This window comes from Micromonospora sp. AB353 (genome assembly GCF_049538395.1).
GTDB classification, from domain to species: domain Bacteria; phylum Actinomycetota; class Actinomycetes; order Mycobacteriales; family Micromonosporaceae; genus Micromonospora; species Micromonospora aurantiaca.
In genome coordinates this window covers 141,643-162,343 of sequence record NZ_JBMVFV010000003.1, presented here as the reverse complement: position 1 = coordinate 162,343, position 20,701 = coordinate 141,643, and the positions used below count along the sequence as shown (strand labels likewise).

The following is a 20,701-nucleotide window of genomic DNA, read 5'->3' as shown; positions in this document are numbered from 1 at the left end:
GGCTCAGTCGCGCGGGTCGTGCGGGTCGAGCCCGAGCAGCGGGAAGACGGCCTTGCGGGTGGCCGCGACGGCCCGGTCCACCGCGTTCGGCTCGCCGCTGGGCTGCCACGGCTGGTACGACGGGTCCACGTCGTCGGTCATCCGCAGCGGCACGTCGTGCCCGGGGCGCCGCCGCGCGGCCAGCTCCCGCCAGCCCGGCGGGGTCAGCGTGGCCGGGTCGACCGGCTCGCCGGTGGCGATCGCGAGCAGGTGCGTCCACGCCCGGGGCACCACCTCGACCAGCGCGTACCCGCCACCGCCGGTGGCGACCCAGCGGCCGTCGCACAGCTCGTCGGTGAGCGCCCGCAGCGCAAGGTACGTGGCCCGCTGCCCGTCCACCGACAGGTGCAGGTCGGCCAGCGGATCCTTGCGGTGCCCGTCGGCGCCGCACTGGGTGACGAGCACCTGCGGCCGGAACGCGCGCAGCACCGACGGCACGATCGCGTGGAACGCCCGCTGCCAGCCGGCGTCGCCGACCCCGGGCGGCAGCGGCACGTTCACAGCGGTGCCCTCCGCGCCCGGGCCGCCGGTCTCGTCCGGGAAGCCGGTGCCGGGGAACAGCGCGAGCGGCGTCTCGTGCAGGCTGATCGTGAGCACCCGCGGGTCGCGGTAGAAGATCTCCTGCACGCCGTCGCCGTGGTGCACGTCCACGTCCACGTACGCGATGCGCTGCGCGCCGAGGTCGAGCAGCCGCGCGATGGCCACGGCCGGGTCGTTGTAGACGCAGAACCCGGCGGCCCGGGCGGGCATCGCGTGGTGCAGGCCGCCGGCGACGCTCACCGCGCGCCGGGCCTCGCCACGCCACACCGCCTCGGCCGCGGCCGTGGTGGCGCCGGCGATCAGCGCGCTCGCCTCGTGCATCCCGTCGAAGACCGGATTGTCCGAGGTGCCCAGACCGAAGCCGGCGAACAGCGGGTCACGCGGCGCGGACCGGACCGCGTCCAGGTAGGCCGGATCGTGTACGCGGGTGAGCAGCGCGTCGTCGGCCGGCTCGGGCTTGACCAGCCGTACGCCGGGCCGGTCCAGCACACCCAGCTCACGGGCGAGCGCCATGGTCAGCTCGACCCGGACCGGGTCGAGGGGATGGTCGCCCATGTCGTAGGCGAGGAGAGCCTCGTCCCACACCACCACCGTGTCGTCGGCCATGCGGCCATCGTCGCACGTGGTCCGGGGCGCGCCCACCAGTCGTACGCTCACCGGCCGGACGTGCCACCGGTCGCGACCGGACGGTCCCTGTCGGCCACCCACTCGCTCCACGAGCCGACGTACAACGCGGCGTCCGGGCGACCGGCCAGGTGCAACGCGAGCACGGCCTGCGCGGCGGTCACCCCGGAGCCGCAGTACGCACCGACCGGCGCGTCCGCGTCCACCCCGGCGGCGGCGAACCGCTCCCGCAGCGCCCCGGCGTCGGGGAACCGGCCCTGCGTGACGTACTCCGGTGCGGGCACGTTCACCGCGCCCGGCACGTGCCCGGCGACCGGGTCGACCGGCTCGTGCTCGCCCCGGTAGCGCGGCGCGGCCCGGACGTCGATCAGCACGCCGGGTTCGGCGGCGGCGAGCCGGGCGGCCTGCCCGGCGTCGAGTACCGGCAGCGCGCCGGGCGCCACCGTCACGTCGCCCGGCGCCGGAGCCGGCACGCTCGTGTCGACAGGCAGCCCGGCGGCCGTCCAGGCCGGGTAGCCGCCGTGCAGCACCCGCACCTGCCGGTGCCCGGCCCAGCGCAGCGTCCACCAGGCGCGGGCGGCGGACATGCCGTCGCCGCCGTCGTACACGACCACCGGATGACCGGCGCGGACGCCCGCGGCCCGCAGCGCGGCCTGCAACGCCGCCGGGTCCGGAAGCGGGTGCCGCCCGGCGGCGCCGGGCGGTCCGCACAGCTCGGTGTCCAGGTCGACGAAGACGGCGCCGGGCAGGTGGCCTGCGGCGTAGTCGTCGCGCCCGGGCGGGCCGGTCAGCCGCCAGCGGACGTCGAGCAGGGTCGGCGGGTCGGCGTGATCGAGTTCGGCGGCGAGCCGGTCGGGCTCGACCAGCAGGTCTGCGGTGGCGGACATACGGTCCAGTCAACACCATTCGGCGCGCCACCTCCGGCTTCGCCTCCGTCGATGGTCGGTGGTAACGGGTACCATCGGAGCCCAGGAGGCCGCAGACGTGAAGCACGACCTTGTTGACACCACCGAGATGTACCTGCGCACCATCCTCGAACTCGAGGAGGAGGGGGTGCCGCCGCTTCGTGCCCGCATCGCCGAGCGGCTGAAGCAGAGTGGCCCGACCGTCAGCCAGACCGTCGCCCGCATGGAGCGCGACGGCCTGCTCACCGTCGAGGGCGACAGGCACCTGACCCTCACGCCGCAGGGCCGCAACACCGCCGTGTCCGTGATGCGCAAGCACCGGCTGGCCGAGCTGCTGCTGGTCAACGTGATCGGGATGCCCTACGAGGAGGCCCACGAGGAGGCCTGCCGGTGGGAGCACGTGATGAGCGACGCGGTGGAGAAGCGGGTCTTCGACCTGCTCAACCGCCCGACCCGCTCGCCGTACGGCAACCCGATCCCGGGCCTGGAGGAGCTGGGCGACCCGGGCCAGGTGCCCGCGGACGCGGTCGAGGGTGAGCGCAACCTGGCGTTCCCCGGCCTGTCCGGCACGGTCGTGGTGCGGCGGATCTGCGAGAGCGTGCAGACCGACTCGGACGTGCTCCGGCAGTTGCACGCCGCCGGCGTCGACCCGGGCGCGACGGTGACTGTGGCGCAGGAACGCGACGCCGTCTCCATCGACCGCTCCGGTGACCGGGTCCGGCTGCCCCGCGAGGTGGCGTCCCGGGTGTTCGTCGCGGCCCGCTGACTCTCCGGCGGCCCTGACGTCCCGTCAGAGCTGCCTCGTGTCGATCACCTTGGCCAGCGTGACCAGCTTGCCGGCCGTCTTGTCCGCCTCCGCCTTGGCGGTGCCGGTGGGGGCGGTCCAGCGCAGCGTGGCGAGCCGCCCCTCGGTGGCCAGCCAGCCGACCTCGGCGGCCGGCCCGGACTTCGCGGTCTTGGGCAGCGTGCGCCGGTAGGCGGCCTTGCCCAGCTTGCTGATCTTCGCCGCACCGCTGGGCTGCACGTCCAGGGCGAACGTGGCCGCGTCGATCGACGTCTCGGTCACCGACAGCGTCAGCTCCGGCAGCACCGCCCCGGCGGCGCGGACCACGCAGGTGTGGGTGTCGCCCCGCTCGGTGGCCGCCGCCACGTCGAACGTGCCGCCGGTGTGCTCGGCGATCACCGCGAAGTCGAGCAGCCGGCACGCCCCGCCCGAGGACGCCGCCGCGACCGGGACCGGCGGAGGCGGGGGCGGCGGCCCGGCCGCTGTGGGCGCCTCGTCGGCGCAGCCGGCGGCGAGCAGGACGGCCGGAACGGCCAGCCAGAATCGGGCACGCACGGGAGACCTCCGCGGTCGGCGGCGGGTCCGACCCGCCGGAGTTCCGTCGGACACCGTACGGGGTGCCCCAGCGGGGACGGAAGCCCTCTAATCGGCCACGTACGGACAGTGCCGGCAGCCTCGCCCGCAGCACGTGCCGCGCCGGGCCAGGAACCCGGCGCTGAGCACGAACAGTCCGGTCTCCGGGTCCAGGTAGCCGGCCTCCCCGGCGGCGAGCGCGGCGGCGTGCGCGGCGAGGATGCGTTCCCGCCCCGGGTGGTCCGGCGACAGCCGCGACGGGTGCGGTTCAGTCAGGGGCCGGTCCGCCAGCTCGTCACGCACCGCTGAAGTCTACGGACGCCCCGGCCGCCCTAGTCTCCGCCCGGGCTGTCGTCGGTCCCGAGGCGTTCCAGGTACGGCACGAACGCCTCGGGCCGCTCGAACATCGAACGGTGCCCGGCACGCGGGATCACCAGACGGTCCTTGCGCGGCGCCTGGAGCTGCGCGTACCACTCGTCGAACAGGCGCAGCCGGCCCGGCACCTCCTGCGCGCCGTCCACGAAGTACGCCGGCACCGCGAGCTGCCGCACGTCCCGCCGGAAGTCGATCTCCTGCAACCGGGGGTAGAGCACGTCCCAGCCGTCCAGGAAACCGAACAGGTGCACCTTCTCCAGCGGGCTGTACTCGGAGACGCCCAGGTTGCCGACGGTCCCGGTCTCGTCCTCGCTCGCGCCTTCCCGGTCGACCGGGAAGGCCCCGGCCTCGTTCGTCAGCAACGGCTCGTACGCCCAGACGTCGCGGTAGGGCGGCGGCCCCTGCGCGGTCATCCGGTCCGCGAGCGCCGTCCGGCCGGTGCGGCGGGCCCAGGCCACGGTGTCGGCGTACTGGCTGCGGTCGGCCTCCCGCAGACTCACCACCTGCCCGACGCCCACGTACGCGGCGAACAGTTCCGGGTGCTGTCGCACGGCGAGCAGGCCGGCGATGGTGCCACCGGAGTGCGCGACCAGATGGATCCGCTCCCGGCCGAGCCGTTCCCGCAGGTGCCGGGCCACCGCCACGAGGTCGTCCACCTCGTCGTCCAGGCGCCAGTCCGACGGGGAGCGGAACCCCGACCAGGAGCGTGGTCCGCCGGCACGGTCCCACACGGCCACCACGAAGCGGCGCTCCAGTTCGGGCAGGTGGCGGCGAACCCCGCCGATCTCCGAGCCGGCGGGCGGCCCGGGCACCACGAGCAGCACCGGAGCGCTGCGGTCCGTACCCCTGATCAGCAGGCCCAGCTCGCGCCCGGAGGAATCGACGGTGTCGAGGCGGGCGATGCCGCCGGGGATCGGGCCGGTGCGGCCCGGCACGGCCGCGCCGACCGTGACCAGCGCGAGCAACGCGGCCAGCAGACCGACGCCGACCCGGCCCACCCAGCGCGGCACCGGCCGGCGCGGCGGCACCGCATCGAGGCGGCGAGCCAGTCCGGCGCCGTAGGCGGCACCGACCAGTAGCGGCAACAAGCTCAGGAGTCCGTGTACGCCCCGGCCGGCGAGCAGCGCCACGACGCCGAAGCCGGACAGGTGCGGACGGTCGACTGTGGGCCCGCGCAGCCGCAGTCGGATCAGCTCTACGGCCACCGCGAAGATCACCGGCGCGACGATCATGAACCAGCGGGACCGGCTCAGCCACCCGGCGGCCAGCCCGACGGCGAGGCTCACCGCGACGGATGCGAGAGCCGCGCCCACGGTGCCGGGCCCGCGCGGGGTCCACCAGCCGACGACAGCACCCCAGACCAGGGGCGGCGTCGACGCGAGGAGCATCCGGGTACGCATGACGTCTCCCTCCGCCGAGATCGTCAACCCTAGCCAGAGCGGCCACTCTTCGCTGTCCCGCCCTCACGTGCGGTACAGGTCGGGTGTCCGCTGTGGGCGAGTGCTGCGGCAGGGTCGATCATGAAGTTGGCGGCAGTCACGTCGGCGTGTCGCGCCGTCAACTTCATGATCGACGAGGACAGGGCGGGGTGGGTCGGTCAGCGGAACCAGGTGAGGGACTGGCCGTGGCCTGTCGTCCAGGCCACGGGACGGCCGTCGAGGGCCAGGACGTTGTGGAAGCCTTGGGCGGGCGGCTCGGGCAGGTCGGCGTGAGGCAGGACCGACGGGTCCTCGTTGGCTATCCAGTGGCCGGGCAGGGTCCGGACCAGCGCGGTGAACGCGTCCCGGCGTGGCGGCGGCACCTGGTAGAGCACCGAACTGTGGAACACCACGAGCGTCGCCCCGGGCGGGGCCTGCGCCGCCAGCGCGGGCAGGTCGTCGACCAGGTCCCCGCGTACCAGCAGGGGCGGATCAGCCGCCGCGACAGCCGCCGCGGCGCGCAGCCGTTCCCGGCGGTGCCGGTGTTCCGGCCAGATCAGCGCGTCCAGCCAAGCCACGTCGGCCGGGTCGGTGACGTCGAGCGGGTTCACGTCGAGCCCGGCCCGCCACACCACCTCCGGCAACCGCTCCGGTGGCTCGGCGCCGGTCAGGTCACAGTCGAGAACCGGCTCGCCCTCGCCGACCCGCTGGTCGCCGTAGCGGTAGGCGTACCGGTCCGGGTAGAGGCACAGCCCGGCGGACGCGCCCACCTCCAGCAACGCCAGCGGCTGCGGCAACGCGGCGAGCACCGGCAACAGCACCGCGCAGCGTCCCGCCTCGTTCGTCTGCGTCGCCCGCACCCGCATCTGCGCCGCGACGTCCGGCCAGTGCGACATCACGTACGCGCGGAACGCCGCCGGGTCGTCCACCGGCCCGCCGCGCAGCCGCACCACCCCGAACAGCAGGTTCGGCTGACGCTTGGCCGGCGGCAGCGTGTCGAGCAGGGCGAGCAGCTCCGCGTCACCGGCGACCGCCCGCGACAACCGCTCGTACGCCGCTGACACGCCGCGCGTCTCACGCTCGGCGAACGCCCGATAGATGTCGGTCGTGCTCATCCCCCGAGCATTCCAGCTCGCGTACACGATGGTCTGTGGCCGCCGGCACCTCGCCCCGGTGCGGGCGCCCGGATCCCTTGGGGCCGCAGTTCTCCTTCGTCGGTGTGCGGGATGGGACTGTTGCGGACTTCACGGCTTGCGTCGTTCAACGCCGGAACGGCCACATCGAACGTTGACGGTCCTTACGCAGTACCTGCAGGACAAGCGCTTTGGGGATGTCGTGGCGGTTTCGGCCGTGGTAAATCTCGGCGTAGACCTCTTCTGGCGTGTACCGCGGAAAATCAGCGGCGACTTGGCGAATGTAGCGGACCTTCGGGTCTTCGTCGGTGCCCGGATCCTGTTGAGGGCGGCGCCGCACTGGCCGTCGAATGCGTCGTCCGGATCTGTCGGAGTAGACCACGCGAGACCTCCCACCTCCGTCGATGAATAGACGTTAGAGATACTCAGCGTTGCGGGTCCATGACTGATAGCGCGCGTTCGTGACCGTCGATTGGCAGGTTCGTGTCTCGCCCTACGCTGTCGGCTGCGCCTGATCGACTCACAGTGGTTCGCACGGAGGTGGAGGTGACAGTGGTCGTTCATGTCGCTGTCTTGGACCCCCTACCGGCGTACCGGCATGGCGTGACAGCAATGTTGTCGGGTATCGGCCTGACGGTTGAGCAGCCTTCTAACGCGATCGAATGGGTGAATGCCCGTCCGGACGGGGTGGTCCTACTCACGCTGCACTCGGATGAGGACCTGGAGCTGCTGACCGCACTCTGCCGAATACGGCCGCGACCGCTGGTCATTGCACTTCCGTCCGGAGAGGTTTCCTCGACAGGCGTGCAGGCGGTACGCGCCGGCGCGCGCTCCGTAGTCGCACGCGCCGCGTCAGTGCCAGCGCTACAGCGCGCGGTGTCCGCGACACTCGAGGGCGAGGCGATCATGCCAGCCGCCGTAGCCGACTTGCTGGTCGACGGCCGGGGCGGCCGACCGCAGCGCCGCTCAGCCCCATCGGTACAACAGATCACCTGGCTGAGACGCCTCTCCAGCGGCTGGACGGTGGTGCGTCTGGCAGCCGAGATTGGGTACTCCGAGCGGGCGATGTACCGGTTGCTGCAGACCCTGTATCAGCAGCTCGGCGTCCGTACCCGCCTCGAGGCGATCATCGTGGCGCGAGAGGAAGGCTGGATCGAGGACAGCATCTAGCTGACAACCCAGATGTGAACTAGTCGCCGCAGCCCGGCCGGATATGCGCTAGCCCGGTCAACACGGCGTCGAGTGCAGTCTCCTCGCCCGCTAATGTCTCCACCATGAATCTCAACCGGTCATCCAGCCCTGGAGTCGACGCTGCTGATTGTGGCCGTGCTTGGCGAAACGCCTCAAGTGCTGAGACTGGAGTCGCCCGCCCGAGCAAGACCTCGTAACTACGGGCTATACCGGTAAAGTCCCAGGCAGCGAGATCGTTGCGGTCGACCCCAGTGCGTCTGCTCGTTTCGCCGTGCAGTTGACGGAAGAGGTCACGGGCCGTGGCCGGCAGCTGACAGCGGTGGGCGATAATGCCGCGGAGCGCGAGCTCGATGGTGTCCTGTCCTGCCACTCGGTAGCGGGCCGATTCTTCGATTGCATCCCGAGCGGCGGCGAGCTCATCTAGGTGCACGTAGGCGAGCGCCAAGGTGGTTAGCGATCGACCCAGGTTGATCGCGTCTCGGTGATCGCGCGCATGAGCGACTGCCCGGGCTGCCATCGCCTGTCCGGTGTCATAAGAGCGGCGGTACAGCTCCAGATTGGCTGTCGCATTGAGGAGGTCTGCCCTCGCGGATGGATCGGGGTAGGTCGAGACGAGGTCCTCACATCTCGACAGCATGGTGAGGGCGTCCATAATCTGGCCTACCTCGGCGTACCAGCGCGTCAGCCGCAATGCGGCGTCAATTGCCTGTCCGGGGTCGATGTCGTGGACGCCTTCGAAGGCTGAGAGGGCGTTCGTCACCGCCTCTCCATAGAGGCCGTGCCGCTGTTGACAATCGGCGATGCCGATCAAAGCAGCGGCACGGTCGCCCGGGTCATCGCCGTACTCGCCTTCCAGATCTAGCGCTCGCCGGTAGTGCTGTTCGGCCTCGAAGACGTGGGCATGCTCCCAGAACATGGAGCCCATGCCAATGAGAATTCGGCGTTCCGCCTCTCTGTACATCCCTTGGGTGGCGATGGCGAGAGCGGCCCTGTATGACGCCTGCGCTCGGAGAAATTCACCGCTGTAGGAGTATATGTCCCCCAGCGCGGCGAGATTCATCATCTCGCCTTCGTGGTCGTCGCCGAGCCGGTCACGGACGGCCTCCCGCTGGGCGCGCAGCTCGGCACCGCTCCCCCAGACATGTACGAGTTCGTTCATGGATTCGATGAGGCTGTGCGCTTGCTCGTACAACCCGGCGCGGAGCCAGACATCGATGCGCGCGAAGTGCATCTCCATATCGGCGATGCCCTGCACGTCTTCGTCGCCCTTCTGCCAGGCTTGAAGCACGCTGGCTGCTCTCAGCAGAAGGCGGCGGCGGGTCAGCGACGGGCGCTCGTCCTCGTCCCATGCGCTGTCCCTGTCGCTGTCGGCCAAAGATTCGAGTACTGCACCGCTCTCGGGCTTGCGGAGGTATCTGCGACCATCGCTGCGCTCGAGGACAAGCCGCGCCTTCACAAGAGCTTCCAAAGCCGTCTGGACGCGATCTCTCGCCAGATACGGTTCAAGGACACTGATGACGGAGTCGGTGTGAGCCGGTACGCCGAGCGCTGCCAACGCCTGCGCTACCCGTAGTTGGTCGATGGGAAGTTTGCCGAGTAGCAGCTGCACTAGGCCCGCGTGCACTTCATTGGCCTGCCGCGCCAGGAGCCAAGGTGCGACTTCTTCAGTTTGCAGTCCTGGGGGATCGCTGCTGAGAACCGCATGGAGCAGTTCAGCGAGGCGCGGATTACCGGCCAGATGACCGTGGACCTGCCGCAGATCACTGTCCGGGAGGCCCGCCAGGCCGTACCTGTTCCCAGGGTCGAGCTCGGTGAAATGCTCACGCAGCGACTCGGGGTCCAGCCCGTCAACGGTGATCCGGGATCCGGTCCTGGTCCACGCCACACCCGCCGTCGCCTGGGGCACTACCTGTGTGATGAGGACGACTTTGACAACAGGGCGCAGTCTGCTCTGGACAGCTTCCAGTGCAAGATCCAACTCGGAGTCGCGCAGGACGTGATCGTCGTCGAGTAAGTTCTCCGCCAAGTCAAACACTACAACGGGTCGGAGGCCATTGACCTCGGCAGCGGCGGCGTCGATACGATCCATCGCAATTTCGAGCCGCGCCCGCGCGGATGGGCCGGCCACCCGATCGGAGCCGGGAGGCTCGATAGCCTCAATGAGGGTCGGTACGCCAACGTCGCCATACGGCGTAACCTCGTACCAGCGTACCGCCGCGCTCTCGTCGTCAGGGTCTGCCATGCCAAGGTCCGCCAGCACTTCTCGCACCAATGCCGTTTTACCGATTCCAACCGGGCCGTAGACGACGATGACGGAGCTGACCTGATCTTCAAGGGCCGCCCGTAGCCGACTCCGCTGGTCGATTCGATCCACAAATGTTGGCGTGCTGCGTGCAACATGGCCAGCGGGCCTCTTCACCGGTGCCGTCGCACTGCTGTTGACCTTCCCGGCGTCGAAGGGCACTGACGGCCCGACCGGCGGCTCCGCCGGATTAAGGAGCCTCGCGAGTCTGCTCGCTAGCCGGGCACACCATCGGCGGGCGTCCGCTGTGCCCGACTCGTATGCGCTGTGCAACATCGCCTGCGCGAGCAGCGATACCTTCAACTGCCGGTGCCAATGGCATTCGTCCCAACCTTTATCGAGGAGGAACTGAAGCGTCGGATCACGCAACGCGTCGATGATCTTCCGGACTTCACTCGGTACGATCCCGCGCAAATCAGGGTCGCCGTGGTCCCGTTCGAGATAAGTCAGGAGCGCCTCGCGAATACGCGCGGAGGACGCCCCAACCTGTTGCCAACTCAGTGAGACGAGCAGGGCGGCGAGGTCTCGGCTCAGTGGTGCTCGCCGGTTGTACGTGGCCAGATCGATCAGCCGGAATTTAGCCGGTCGAAGGACCCCGTTACGCGTTGGCAGCAGGATGTTGCCACCATGAAGGTCACCGTGGGACCGACCGACCACATAGTGGATCTGACCGTGCATGGCAGGCGTCTTGTCGGCGAACAGGCGCCACGGGTTAGGCAGCGGCGCGACTTCATCTGGCAACTCAAGAAAGGCAGGGGCGAGCAAACCCCGCCCTCGCGCCCATTCGTACAGCCACCCGCCTGGGCGGAAGCTGTCGCCGAGTTCTAGCAGTAGCAGGTCAGCGACCGTCGAGTGCTCGCTGTCATAATCTTTGCCAGCCCACCGCCCGAGTATTTCGCTCCAAACCACTCGGCAGACGGTGGCGAGTTGGCCGGGCTCGACCGAGCCCAGCGGTACACCATCGGCCTTCGACTGGCCAATAACAACCGCCCCATTTCGAAGCCGCACGGGCGGGAAGGCGATCTCAGTCAAATGCTTTTTACGAAAGCTCTTAGGTGCATCTTCCCAAGCCTGCAGGTGCTGTCGCGGCTCGCGCCGATGGTTCGTCGGGCCTGGAGGACAGTACTTGATAACGCACCAACTGGGATAGGATCCCTCGTCCAGCAGCGCTTTGGCAAGCCTGGCGCCGGTGTAGCCGCGCCCCAGAGCCTCAACGCTTCCCTCACGGATCTCATACCCGTTATCCAGCAGCGATTCGATAATTTCCGATGCTATCGATGCATCGTCGAACTCGCGGGTCAACTCCTCGAAAGCGGTCATGACGGAGGGAACCGTCTTTCCAACTCCCGCATCTTGATCTCGAAGTCAGCCTTGTCCTGGTCGTGATAACGGCGGAAGTACCAGTTCGGCAGACGTGGTTGAAGGCAGCGCATGTAGTAAAGCGTGTCCTGTACTTGCCGGGCGAACACTGTCAGCGCGGCATCCGACGCAATCAGCGGTGATGACGGCTCGTCGATGACCTGGCGGACCAGCCCGAGGACACGCATCCGGCCGCGCGTGCTGGCCATCTGTGTGCGATACATCTCCAAGCACAGCAGAAGCAGCCCTAAAGACGGCACGAACCATCCGGTGAGCAACCTGCTTACAGTGGCGTCGGTCATGAAGCTGAACACGACACCGACCGCGGACCACAGCAGAAGGATGCCGAGCATCATCTGAGCGAATCGCAGTCTGATCCGGGATCCCCAGGCCAGGTTCTGTTCGAGGCAGAACAACACCTCGTACGGCGGCGCCGCCTTCGCCACGAGGTAGTAGCTTTTCAGTCGGTCGCCGTCACCGTGGTACTGCCTGCTGAGCCGGCTCACCTCCTCGTCGCCGATCCGCTCCCCCACGACGACGCGATTCCACGGCAACCCCAGCAGGTCGGCGTCGAACATCTCCTGCAGCGTTGCCGCGACGCGCAGGCGCCTCTCCGCCCATGGCGCCATCACACCCTGGTATACCGCAGCCCAGGCCGCGCCGGCGAGGGCGGCAGAAGCGCCGTGCCGTGTCCCAGGAACGGCCAACAAGCCGCCGACAGCTAAGGCAATCGAGACACCGAGACTCACGGCCTGCGCGCGCTGGTTGTAGAGGTGAGCCACGGCGATCGCTTTGAGCAGCCGCACAGCGGCGTCGCTGTTCTGCTGATCGATCATGTGGCGAGCGCTAGTCAAATGGCCTCCCGCTCATGTAGGCCGAACGACCGAGTGCTGCACGCTCGGTATCCGCAGCAATACGTCAGTTCATCGTCCTGGCACGACGGGCTAGATGTCTAGTCCGCAATCTCGCCTCCATCCCCGGCATGATCGCCATGAGAATTAGGATTATCCCACCATTTCAGACACATGTGCACTAGGCGAGTCCACTGCCAGGTCACGTGAGCAGCGATCGCCGGCGATGAAGAGACGGCTATGCCTCGTTTCACCTGCAGCGGTTAGGGCGTTGGCGCAATACGGCGCGGCGATGCCTACCTACTACATGTATACACAACTGCAGATGCCTCCCATCCAGAGCTGGATGGGAGGCATCTGCAGCAAGGCTTCACCGCAAGGGTCAGCCAGCGATTCCTCCTTGGAAATTCTTGGAAGAGGCCCGTTATTTCCGAAGTCAGCTGCAGCCGCTGGTGGAGCCGCAGCCCTCGCAGACGTAGCAACTACCGGCGGGCCGCATCTTCGTGCCGCAGGTGAAGCAGAGCGGCGCGTCGGCGGCCTTGCCGATCACGGCCTCCAGCAGTTCGGTGCTGGAACCCACAGACGGCGCGGGCTTCACGGCCGCGGCGTCGGCCATCTCCTGCGCCGGCTGCGCGATCGGGCCGGTCTTCGGCTCCGGCGCCTCGACCGGGGCGGAGGCGGCCATCGCGGTGAGGTCCGCACCGCTCGCCTCCGCCTCCGCCTCGGCCGCGAGCTGGGCGGCCCGCTCCTTGGCGGTGAAGATGCCCAGCTCAGCGCGGCGGTCGTACGGCAGGAAGTCCAGCGCCAGGCGACGGAAGATGTAGTCCATCACCGAGGCGGCCATGCGCACGTCCGGGTCGTCGGTCATGCCGGCCGGCTCGAAGCGCATGTTGGTGAACTTGCTGACGTACGTCTCCAGCGGGACGCCGTACTGGAGACCGATGGAGATGGCCACCGAGAAGGCGTCCATCACGCCGGCCAGGGTCGAGCCCTGCTTCGACATCTTGAGGAAGACCTCGCCGAGGCCGTCGTCCGGGTAGGACGAGGCGGTGAGGTAGCCCTCCGCGCCGCCGACCGAGAACGAGATGGTCTCCGACGGGCGCTTCTTCGGCAGCCGCTTGCGCACCGGGCGGTACTCGACGACCTTCTCCACGACCTTCTCCGGCGTGGCGGCCGGGGCCTGGGCCTCGACAGCGCCCTTGCTCTTCTTCGCCGCCGACAGCGGCTGGCCGACCTTGCAGTTGTCCCGGTAGATCGCCAGCGCCTTCAGGCCGAGCTTCCAGCCCTCGAAGTAGATCTTCTCGACGTCCTCGACGGTGGCCTGCTCCGGCATGTTCACCGTCTTGGAGATGGCGCCGGAGATGAACGGCTGGACGGCCGCCATCATCCGCACGTGACCCATCGGCGCGATCGAGCGCTCGCCCATGGCGCAGTCGAAGACCGGGTAGTGCTCCGGCTTGAGGCCCGGGGCGTCCACCACGTGACCGTGGTCGGCGATGTGCTCGACGATCGCCTCGACCTGCTCCTCGGGGTAGCCGAGGCTGCGCAGGGCGCGCGGCACGGTCTGGTTGACGATCTGCATCGAGCCGCCGCCGACCAGCTTCTTGAACTTCACCAGTGCCAGGTCCGGCTCGACACCCGTGGTGTCGCAGTCCATCATCAGGCCGATGGTGCCGGTCGGGGCGAGCACGCTGGCCTGCGAGTTGCGCCAGCCGAACTTGTCACCGAGCTTGTTGCCGAGCGTCCACTGCTTGGTGGCCTCGCGCTGCACGGCGGTGGCCACGGTGCCGGTCGCCTTGATCGCGTCGTTGGCGGCGGCGTGCTTGCGCATGACCCGCTTGTGCGGCTCGGCGTTGCGGGCGTAGCCGTCGTACGGGCCGACGATGCCGGCCAGCTCGGCGGAACGGCGGTAGGCGGTGCCGGTCATCAGCGAGGTGATCGCGGCGGACACCTCCCGGCCCTGCTCCGAGTCGTACGGCAGGCCGGAGGCCATCAGCAGCGCGCCCAGGTTGGCGTACCCGATGCCGAGCTGCCGGTAGGCGCGGGTGGTCTCACCGATCTTCTCGGTCGGGAAGTCGGCGAAGCAGATCGAGATGTCCATCGCGGTGATGACGAACTCGACCGACTTGACGAACTTCTCCACCTCGAAGCCGCCGTCGGCGCGGAGGAACTTCATCAGGTTCAGCGAGGCCAGGTTGCACGAGGAGTTGTCCAGGTGCAGGTACTCCGAGCACGGGTTCGACGCGGTGATCCGCCCGGTCTCCGGGCAGGTGTGCCAGTCGTTGATGGTGTCGTCGTACTGCAGGCCCGGGTCGGCGCACTCCCAGGCCGCCTGGGAGATGGTGTGGAACAGCTTCTTGGCGTCGATCGTCTCGATGGTCTGCCCGTCGAGCCGGCCGCGCAGGTCGAAGCCGCCGCCGTTCTCCACCGCGGTCATGAACTCGTCGGAGACGCGGACCGAGTTGTTGGCGTTCTGGTACTGCACGCTGACGATGTCGGCGCCGCCCAGGTCCATGTCGAACCCGGCGTCCCGCAGCGCGCGGATCTTGTCCTCCTCGCGCGCCTTGGTCGCCACGAACTCCTCGATGTCCGGGTGGTCCACGTCGAGGATGACCATCTTCGCCGCGCGCCGGGTGGCGCCGCCGGACTTGATGGTGCCGGCGGAGGCGTCCGCGCCGCGCATGAAGCTGACCGGGCCGGAGGCGGTGCCGCCGGAGGAGAGCAGTTCCTTCGAGGAACGGATCCGGGAGAGGTTGACCCCGGCGCCGGAGCCGCCCTGGAAGATCCGCCCCTCCTCCTTGTACCAGTCGAGGATGGAGTCCATCGAGTCGTCGACGGAGAGGATGAAGCAGGCGCTGACCTGCTGCGGCGACGGCGTGCCGACGTTGAACCACACCGGCGAGTTGAAGCTGAACACCTGGTGCAGCAGCATCCAGGTCAGCTCGTGCGCGAACACCTCGGCGTCGGCCGGGGTGGCGAAGTAGCCGTACTCCTCACCGGCGGTGCGGTAGGTCTCGACCACCCGGTCGATCAGCTGCCGCAGCGACCACTCCCGCTCCGGGGTCCCCACCGCGCCCCGGAAGTACTTGGTGGTCACGATGTTCGCCGCGTTCACCGACCAGGACTCGGGGAACTCCACCCCGCGCTGCTCGAAGTTGATCGAGCCGTCCCGCCAGTTCGTCATGACGACGTCGCGGCGCTCCCAGGCGACCTCGTCGTAGGGATGCACCCCCTCGGTCGTCCAGACGCGCTCGATCTTCAGCCCCGCCCCGGCCTTGTTCCGTGACTTGCTGGTCGTCACGCCCTCGCCCCCCTCGTCGGCAACGGTCACCCACCGCGCCTCGTGTACCTGTCAGAAACCCGAAAATGTCAGCTGATCGCGCCGGCGGCGTCGGCCGCACCGGCACCGGCGCCCTCCCGGGCGCGCGCGGCGGCCCGCAGCGTCTCGATCTCGCGCTCGAAGTCGGCGAGCGAGTCGAAGGACCGGTAGACGCTGGCGAACCGCATGTAGGCCACCTCGTCGAGGTCACGCAACGGGCCGAGGATGGCCAGGCCCACCTCGTGGCTGGGGATCTCGGCCGCCCCCTTGGCCCGCACGGTCTCCTCGACCTTCTGTGCCAGCAGCGCGATCGAGTCGTCGTCGACCGGGCGCCCCTGGCACGCCTTGCGCACCCCACCGATGATCTTCGTACGGCTGAACGGCTCGGTCACCCCGCTGCGCTTGACCACCGCGAGCACCGCCTCCTCGACGGTGGTGAACCGCTTGCCGCACTCCGGGCACGACCGTCGCCGCCGGATGAGCTGGCCGTCGTCGGCCTCCCGCGAGTCGACCACCCGGGAGTCGGCGTGCCGGCAGTACGGACACCGCATTCGCCCGACCTCCTCCGTCGATCGCGGGCACACCGACCGGCTCCCGGGCACGCGTCGGCACGGCGGGGCCATCGTCCGATGACCGTCGCCGAGTGCGCGGTGCGGGAGTGCGTTCGGTAGTTGAACCCAACCTGTAGGCAACTTACGCCCGTGTGACTACTACATCTAGGGGTCGACCGTATGCCGAACCCCAAGCGAGGTCAAGTTGACGGGCGTGTCCGGCGAGTCGTCAGGATCACGCCCGGCGCGACGCCGCCGAGGAGCCCAACGGACGGCCTCCCGTGCTAGTCACGGGCGGCCGGGATAGAACATCCGTTCGAGCGGCGTACCCTTCTATCAGAACACCAGTTCGGAAATCCAGGAATTCGGCGCGACACGCCGACAGCAGGTCGTACAGATGTTTGAAAATGGCCGATCTCACCTATACGGTCAGACCACACGCACCACGAGCCGACGAGGCACCCCAGCGCCGACCAGGGAGGGACGGACGTGACCGAGGACCGGGCCAGCCGGCAGAAGAACCCGCAGCCGAACGACGGGGCGGGTCCTCCGGCGACCCGTCGCCCCCGCACCGCCCGCAGCCGCACCGCCCCCGCGGCGGTGCGTCCGGTCACCCCGGTGGTGAGCAGCTTCCCCGACCCGGCGACCGTCGACCTGACCGCGCGGCAGCGGCGGATCCTGGAGTTCATCCGCACCTGGGTCGAGCGCCACGGCTACCCGCCGAGCGTGCGCGAGATCGGCGAGGCGGTCGGACTGGTGTCCCCGTCCAGCGTCGCCTACCAGCTCAAGGAGCTGGAGAAGAAGGGCTTCCTGCGCCGCGACCCGAACCGTCCGCGCGCCGTCGACGTCCGCGCGCCGGGCGAGGCGGACGACGAGGCGGCCCGCGCGCAGCGGCCCGCCCCGGCGTACGTGCCGATGCTGGGCCGCATCGCCGCCGGTGGGCCGATCCTGGCCGAGCAGGCGGTGGAGGACATCTTCCCCCTCCCCCGCGAGCTGGTCGGTGAGGGCGAGGTCTTCATGCTCCAGGTCAAGGGCGACTCGATGCTCGACGCGGCGATCTGCGACGGCGACTGGGTGGTCGTCCGGCAGCAGCCGAACGCCGAGGTCGGTGACATCGTGGCCGCCATGCTCGACGGTGAGGCGACGGTGAAGACCTACCGGCGGCGCGACGGGCACGTCTGGCTGATGCCGCAGAACCCGGCCTTCGACCCGATCCCCGGCGACGACGCCACCATCATGGGCCGCGTGGTGGCGGTCCTGCGCCGCATCTGACCACGGCACACGACGAAGGGGTGACCGGGACCGGTCACCCCTTCGTCGTGTCGGCTCAGTAGCGGTCGCCGCGGTACTCCCGGCCGCCGCCGGACACCGGGCCGTACCGGCCCTGGTCGTCGTAGCCGTCGCGGCGCCCGCCACGCGGCTCCTGGCCTCGGCGCGGCGGCTCGGCCCGGCCGCCCTCTGCCCGCGGGCCGCCGCCGTTCGGCTGCCCGCGATATCCGGCCCCGCCCGGTCCGCCGCCGTAGCCGCCACCCGGGCCACCACGGCCCGGACTGCCCTGGCCGCCGCCACCCGGGCCGCCCCGACCGGGACCGCCCTGGCCCGCGCCCGGTCCGCCCTGGCCTCCGCCGCCGTAGACGCCGCCTCCACGCCCACCGCCGCTGGCCGGGGCACCGCCGCCGCCGTAGACGCCGCCGCCCTGCGGACGGCCCGCGCCCGGAGGACGGCCACCACCCTGGCCGCGACCGCCGTCCTGGGGGCCGCCGCCGTACACGCCGCCGCCCGGCCGGCCACCACCGTAGACACCGCCGGACGCCGGGCGGTCACCGTTCGGCGCACCGCCGTAGACGCCGCCCTGACCACCGCCGTAGACCCCGCCGCGCGGGGCCTCCGGCCGTTCCGCGGACGGGAAGCCGTTGTTCACCGGGAACTCGCCGCTGTGCTCGGGCTCGTCGGCCGGCGCCCGGGGCGCCGGCTTGCGCCGCGCCCGCAGGATGCCGAACACGCCCGCGCCGACCAGGAGCGCGCCGAGCACCCCGACCGCCGCGATCAGGTACGTGATCTCGTCGAGCGAGAGCCCTTCGAGCCAGGACTTCTCGGCCGCCGCCTTGGTCTCGGCCTTGCCGCCGTTCGGCAGCGCCTCCGCGCCGGTGGTCGACGGGGTGTAGCTGAGGATGTCGATCGGATCCGACTCGTCGAGCGTGCCGCCGTCGGAGACGGTGACGAACAGCTTGCCGTCCGGCGTGTAGGAGATCGCCTCGCCGAACGGGTCGGCGAGCGGGGTGACCCGGGGCTTGCCGGTGGCGATCGCCTTGACGATGTCGCCGCCGGCCACGTCGAACTCGAACGCGTCGGCGTACGTGCGCAGTACGACCTTGCTGCCGTCGGGCGAGCGGGCGGCGCCGGTGATCAGCGCCCGCCCGGGCGAGCCGAGCTTGTTCTCGGTGTTCGTCTTCGGGAGCGTGACCTCGCCGACCTTCTTCATCGGGATCGGCTCGGAGTCACCGCTCGCCTTCAGCTTCACCGTCGGGGTGAAGATCTCCGACTTGCCGGAGAGATCCTTGGTGATCACCAGCGGCATGTTGTCGTCGCCGACGAGCAGGGCCTCCGCGTCGTGCGGCTCCTTGCCCGGGTAGCTGAGCCGGTGCAGCACCGGCTGCTTCGCGCCGCTCAGCGGCATCGTCCAGACCGCCACCCGCTCCCGGCGCGTCTTCTTCTCCACGTTGTCGCCGGTGTCGGCGATCCAGAGGGTCTTGCGGTCCGGGCTGAGCGCGAGGTCCTCGGTGTCGAGCGGCCCGTCACCGGAGTAACGGACCTCCTTGTCGAGCTTGCACTTGGTGTCCAGGTAGAAGACCCGCTTGCGGCTGGGGTCGTCCGAGCCGTCGTTGATCACGACGTACCCGTTGCTGGTGGCCACCAGACCGGACAGCTCGCGGAGGCGGCTGTCCTCCACGGTGCACTTCTTCTTGGGAGCCGCGGCCAGCACGGGGGCCGCGGCGGGAGCCGCCGGGGCCGGCCCGGCCGGCGCCACGACCGCGCCGACCAGGCCGAGCGCGAGCGTGACCGAGGAGACAACGTGCCGCATGACGCTCAGTGTCGCACGGCGCGGGTTTCCGGCGGGTGACGCCGGACGGCTCACCGCCCGGCGCCCACCCGCTCGTCACTGGTCAGCCGGTCACCCGCCCGGTACGGCGCGAGTTCCGCAGCCAGACCCTCGCTGACCCGCACGTGCACAAGCGTGCCCTCGGGCAGGTGCGCGGTGCTGAGCACCTCACCCTGCCGGTGCACCCGGGAGACCAGGTCACCCCGGTCGTACGGGAGCACCGCGCGCACCTCGACGGCAGGCCGGGGCAGCCGGCGCTCGACCGCCTCGCGCAGTTCGTCGACCCCGCGCCCGCTGTGGGCGGAGACGAAGACCGCTTCCGGCCAGAGCCGCTTGAGGCGCAGCATCGTCTCCTCGTCGGTGGCGTCGGTCTTGTTCACCACCAGGAGTTCCGGCAGCCGGTCCGCGCCCACCTCGGCGAGCACCTCGCGTACCGCCCGGACCTGCTCCTCCGGGTCCGGGTGGGTGCCGTCGACCACGTGCACCACCAGGTCGGCGTCGGCGACCTCCTCCAGCGTCGAGCGGAACGCCTCGACGATCTGGTGCGGCAGGTGCCGGACGAACCCGACGGTGTCGGACAGCGTGTAGAGCCGGCCGTCGGACGTGGTGGCCCGGCGGGTGGTCGGGTCCAGCGTGGCGAACAGGGCGTTCTCCACCAGCACGCCGGCACCGGTCAGGCGGTTGAGCAGGCTGGACTTGCCGGCGTTGGTGTAGCCGGCGATGGCCACCGCGGGTACCGCGTTACGGGTACGCCGGGCGCGCTTGGTCTGGCGTACCGTCGCCATGCTCTTGATCTCGCGGCGCAGCCGCGCGATTCGGTGGCGGATACGCCGCCGGTCGGTCTCCAGCTTGGTCTCACCGGGACCACGCAGACCCACGCCGCCGCCGGCGCCACCGCCGCGGCCGCTACCACCGGTCTGCCGGGACAGCGTCTCGCCCCAGCCGCGCAGGCGCGGCAGCAGGTATTCGAGCTGGGCCAGCTCGACCTGCGCCTTGCCCTCCTTGCTCTTGGCGTGCTGGGCGAAGATGTCGAGGATCAGGGCGGTCCGGTCGACCACCTTGACCTTGGTGCGCTGCTCCAGGTTGCGCAGCTGCGACGGCGACAGCTCACCGTCGCAGATGATCGTGTCGGCGCCGGTGGACAGCGCCACCGCGCCTAGGTCGTCGACCTTGCCGCGGCCGATGTACGTGGCCGGGTCGGGCCGCTGGCGACGCTGGATCAGTCCCTCGAGCACCTGCGAGCCGGCCGTCTCGGCCAGCGCCGCCAGCTCGGTGAGGCTGTTGTCGGCGTCGGTCTGGGTGCCCTCGGTCCAGACCCCCACCAGGACGACCCGCTCCAGCCGGAGCTGACGGTATTCGACCTCGGTGATGTCTGTGAGTTCGGTGGAGAGGCCGGGGACCCGCCGCAGCGCCTGCCGCTCCGACAGCTCGTACTCGCCGGTGGTGGCGTCGAACTCGTCGTCGGTGTAGGGATGGAAGGTCTCCTGCTCGCGCAAATGCGTCTCCTGTCCGTTTTGGGCAACGCCGAGAATTTTCGGCGCGTGACAGCAATCCTGACATGTGACAACGCCGGACGCACCTGTGTTATGCCCGTGACGCTACCGACGGGTAGCGGGGGCGGATGCCGGGCGACCTGG

General features: G+C 69.9%; 15 protein-coding genes. 3 read left to right on the top strand and 12 right to left on the bottom strand.

The features are described 5' to 3' along the window. Nucleotides 1–3: 3 nt before the first annotated feature. Complete coding sequence (locus ACPCK6_RS02720; protein ID WP_423480236.1) at nucleotides 4–1,185, bottom strand: acetoin utilization protein AcuC; 1,182 nt, start codon at nucleotides 1,183–1,185, stop codon at nucleotides 4–6. Nucleotides 1,186–1,232: 47 nt separating this feature from the next. Continuing rightward, nucleotides 1,233–2,090 carry a sulfurtransferase gene (locus ACPCK6_RS02715; RefSeq protein WP_423480235.1) on the bottom strand — a complete coding sequence of 286 codons (858 nt, stop codon included), beginning with the start codon at nucleotides 2,088–2,090 and terminating at the stop codon, nucleotides 1,233–1,235. Nucleotides 2,091–2,187: 97 nt separating this feature from the next. Here ACPCK6_RS02715 and ACPCK6_RS02710 point away from each other — a divergent pair, with 97 nt between their 5' ends. Then, entirely contained in the window at nucleotides 2,188–2,874 is a 687-nt protein-coding gene (locus ACPCK6_RS02710; protein ID WP_135238925.1) for an iron-dependent transcriptional repressor DtxR, read from the top strand. A gap of 24 nt (nucleotides 2,875–2,898) precedes the next feature. Here the strand turns inward: ACPCK6_RS02710 and ACPCK6_RS02705 are convergent, their stop codons facing one another. The 4 genes from ACPCK6_RS02705 to ACPCK6_RS02690 form a co-directional block, all read right to left on the bottom strand. Then, nucleotides 2,899–3,447, bottom strand: a complete 549-nt coding sequence (locus tag ACPCK6_RS02705) for a hypothetical protein (protein ID WP_135238924.1) — start codon at nucleotides 3,445–3,447, stop codon at nucleotides 2,899–2,901. Between the two features lie 87 nt (nucleotides 3,448–3,534). Continuing rightward, nucleotides 3,535–3,768, bottom strand: a complete 234-nt coding sequence (locus ACPCK6_RS02700; protein WP_269696345.1) for a DUF5522 domain-containing protein — start codon at nucleotides 3,766–3,768, stop codon at nucleotides 3,535–3,537. A gap of 29 nt (nucleotides 3,769–3,797) precedes the next feature. Continuing rightward, nucleotides 3,798–5,240, bottom strand: coding sequence for an alpha/beta hydrolase (locus ACPCK6_RS02695; protein WP_423480234.1), 1,443 nt, complete (start codon nucleotides 5,238–5,240; stop codon nucleotides 3,798–3,800). A gap of 197 nt (nucleotides 5,241–5,437) precedes the next feature. Continuing rightward, nucleotides 5,438–6,373 (bottom strand): DUF2332 domain-containing protein, encoded by a 936-nt coding sequence (locus ACPCK6_RS02690; RefSeq protein WP_423480233.1) that lies wholly within the window; start codon nucleotides 6,371–6,373, stop codon nucleotides 5,438–5,440. Nucleotides 6,374–6,937: 564 nt separating this feature from the next. Between ACPCK6_RS02690 and ACPCK6_RS02685 the strand changes: the two genes are divergently transcribed. Continuing rightward, complete coding sequence (locus ACPCK6_RS02685) at nucleotides 6,938–7,561, top strand: DNA-binding response regulator (protein WP_423480232.1); 624 nt, start codon at nucleotides 6,938–6,940, stop codon at nucleotides 7,559–7,561. A 19-nt stretch (nucleotides 7,562–7,580) separates the two neighbouring features. On the opposite strand, the gene ACPCK6_RS02680 is transcribed toward ACPCK6_RS02685, so the two are convergent. From ACPCK6_RS02680 to nrdR, 4 genes are all read right to left on the bottom strand, one after another. Further along, nucleotides 7,581–11,204, bottom strand: coding sequence for an ATP-binding protein (locus ACPCK6_RS02680; protein WP_423480231.1), 3,624 nt, complete (start codon nucleotides 11,202–11,204; stop codon nucleotides 7,581–7,583). Next, nucleotides 11,201–12,079 (bottom strand): S-4TM family putative pore-forming effector, encoded by an 879-nt coding sequence (locus ACPCK6_RS02675; protein WP_423480230.1) that lies wholly within the window; start codon nucleotides 12,077–12,079, stop codon nucleotides 11,201–11,203. The genes ACPCK6_RS02680 and ACPCK6_RS02675 overlap by 4 nt, the downstream gene beginning before the upstream one ends. 451 nt (nucleotides 12,080–12,530) lie before the next feature. Continuing rightward, complete coding sequence (locus ACPCK6_RS02670; protein ID WP_423480229.1) at nucleotides 12,531–15,425, bottom strand: vitamin B12-dependent ribonucleotide reductase; 2,895 nt, start codon at nucleotides 15,423–15,425, stop codon at nucleotides 12,531–12,533. A 38-nt stretch (nucleotides 15,426–15,463) separates the two neighbouring features. Beyond that, nucleotides 15,464–15,964: a transcriptional regulator NrdR gene (gene nrdR / locus ACPCK6_RS02665; protein ID WP_013284751.1), complete on the bottom strand. Its 501-nt coding sequence runs from the start codon at nucleotides 15,962–15,964 to the stop codon at nucleotides 15,464–15,466. A 489-nt stretch (nucleotides 15,965–16,453) separates the two neighbouring features. On the opposite strand from nrdR, the gene lexA reads away from it, so the two are divergent. Further along, the gene (lexA, locus tag ACPCK6_RS02660) at nucleotides 16,454–17,236 is read left to right on the top strand and encodes a transcriptional repressor LexA (RefSeq protein WP_128137231.1); all 783 of its coding nucleotides are present in this window, start codon (nucleotides 16,454–16,456) and stop codon (nucleotides 17,234–17,236) included. Between the two features lie 55 nt (nucleotides 17,237–17,291). On the opposite strand, the gene ACPCK6_RS02655 is transcribed toward lexA, so the two are convergent. Both ACPCK6_RS02655 and hflX read right to left on the bottom strand, forming a co-directional pair. Next, nucleotides 17,292–19,046 (bottom strand): hypothetical protein, encoded by a 1,755-nt coding sequence (locus tag ACPCK6_RS02655; RefSeq protein WP_423480228.1) that lies wholly within the window; start codon nucleotides 19,044–19,046, stop codon nucleotides 17,292–17,294. A 50-nt stretch (nucleotides 19,047–19,096) separates the two neighbouring features. Further along, on the bottom strand, nucleotides 19,097–20,560 hold the full coding sequence (gene hflX / locus ACPCK6_RS02650) for a GTPase HflX (protein ID WP_402811512.1): 1,464 nt from the start codon (nucleotides 20,558–20,560) through the stop codon (nucleotides 19,097–19,099). Nucleotides 20,561–20,701: the final 141 nt, after the last annotated feature.

Excerpts from the sequence above, each read along its gene's own strand:
- ACPCK6_RS02720 (WP_423480236.1), bottom strand. The coding sequence starts at position 1,185 with ATGGCCGACGACACGGTGGTGGTGTGGGACGAGGCTCTCCTCGCCTAC.
- ACPCK6_RS02715 (WP_423480235.1), bottom strand. The coding sequence starts at position 2,090 with ATGTCCGCCACCGCAGACCTGCTGGTCGAGCCCGACCGGCTCGCCGCC.
- ACPCK6_RS02695 (WP_423480234.1), bottom strand. The coding sequence starts at position 5,240 with ATGCGTACCCGGATGCTCCTCGCGTCGACGCCGCCCCTGGTCTGGGGT.
- ACPCK6_RS02690 (WP_423480233.1), bottom strand. The coding sequence starts at position 6,373 with ATGAGCACGACCGACATCTATCGGGCGTTCGCCGAGCGTGAGACGCGC.
- ACPCK6_RS02680 (WP_423480231.1), bottom strand. The coding sequence starts at position 11,204 with ATGACCGCTTTCGAGGAGTTGACCCGCGAGTTCGACGATGCATCGATA.
- ACPCK6_RS02675 (WP_423480230.1), bottom strand. The coding sequence starts at position 12,079 with ATGATCGATCAGCAGAACAGCGACGCCGCTGTGCGGCTGCTCAAAGCG.
- nrdR (WP_013284751.1), bottom strand. The coding sequence starts at position 15,964 with ATGCGGTGTCCGTACTGCCGGCACGCCGACTCCCGGGTGGTCGACTCG.
- ACPCK6_RS02655 (WP_423480228.1), bottom strand. The coding sequence starts at position 19,046 with ATGCGGCACGTTGTCTCCTCGGTCACGCTCGCGCTCGGCCTGGTCGGC.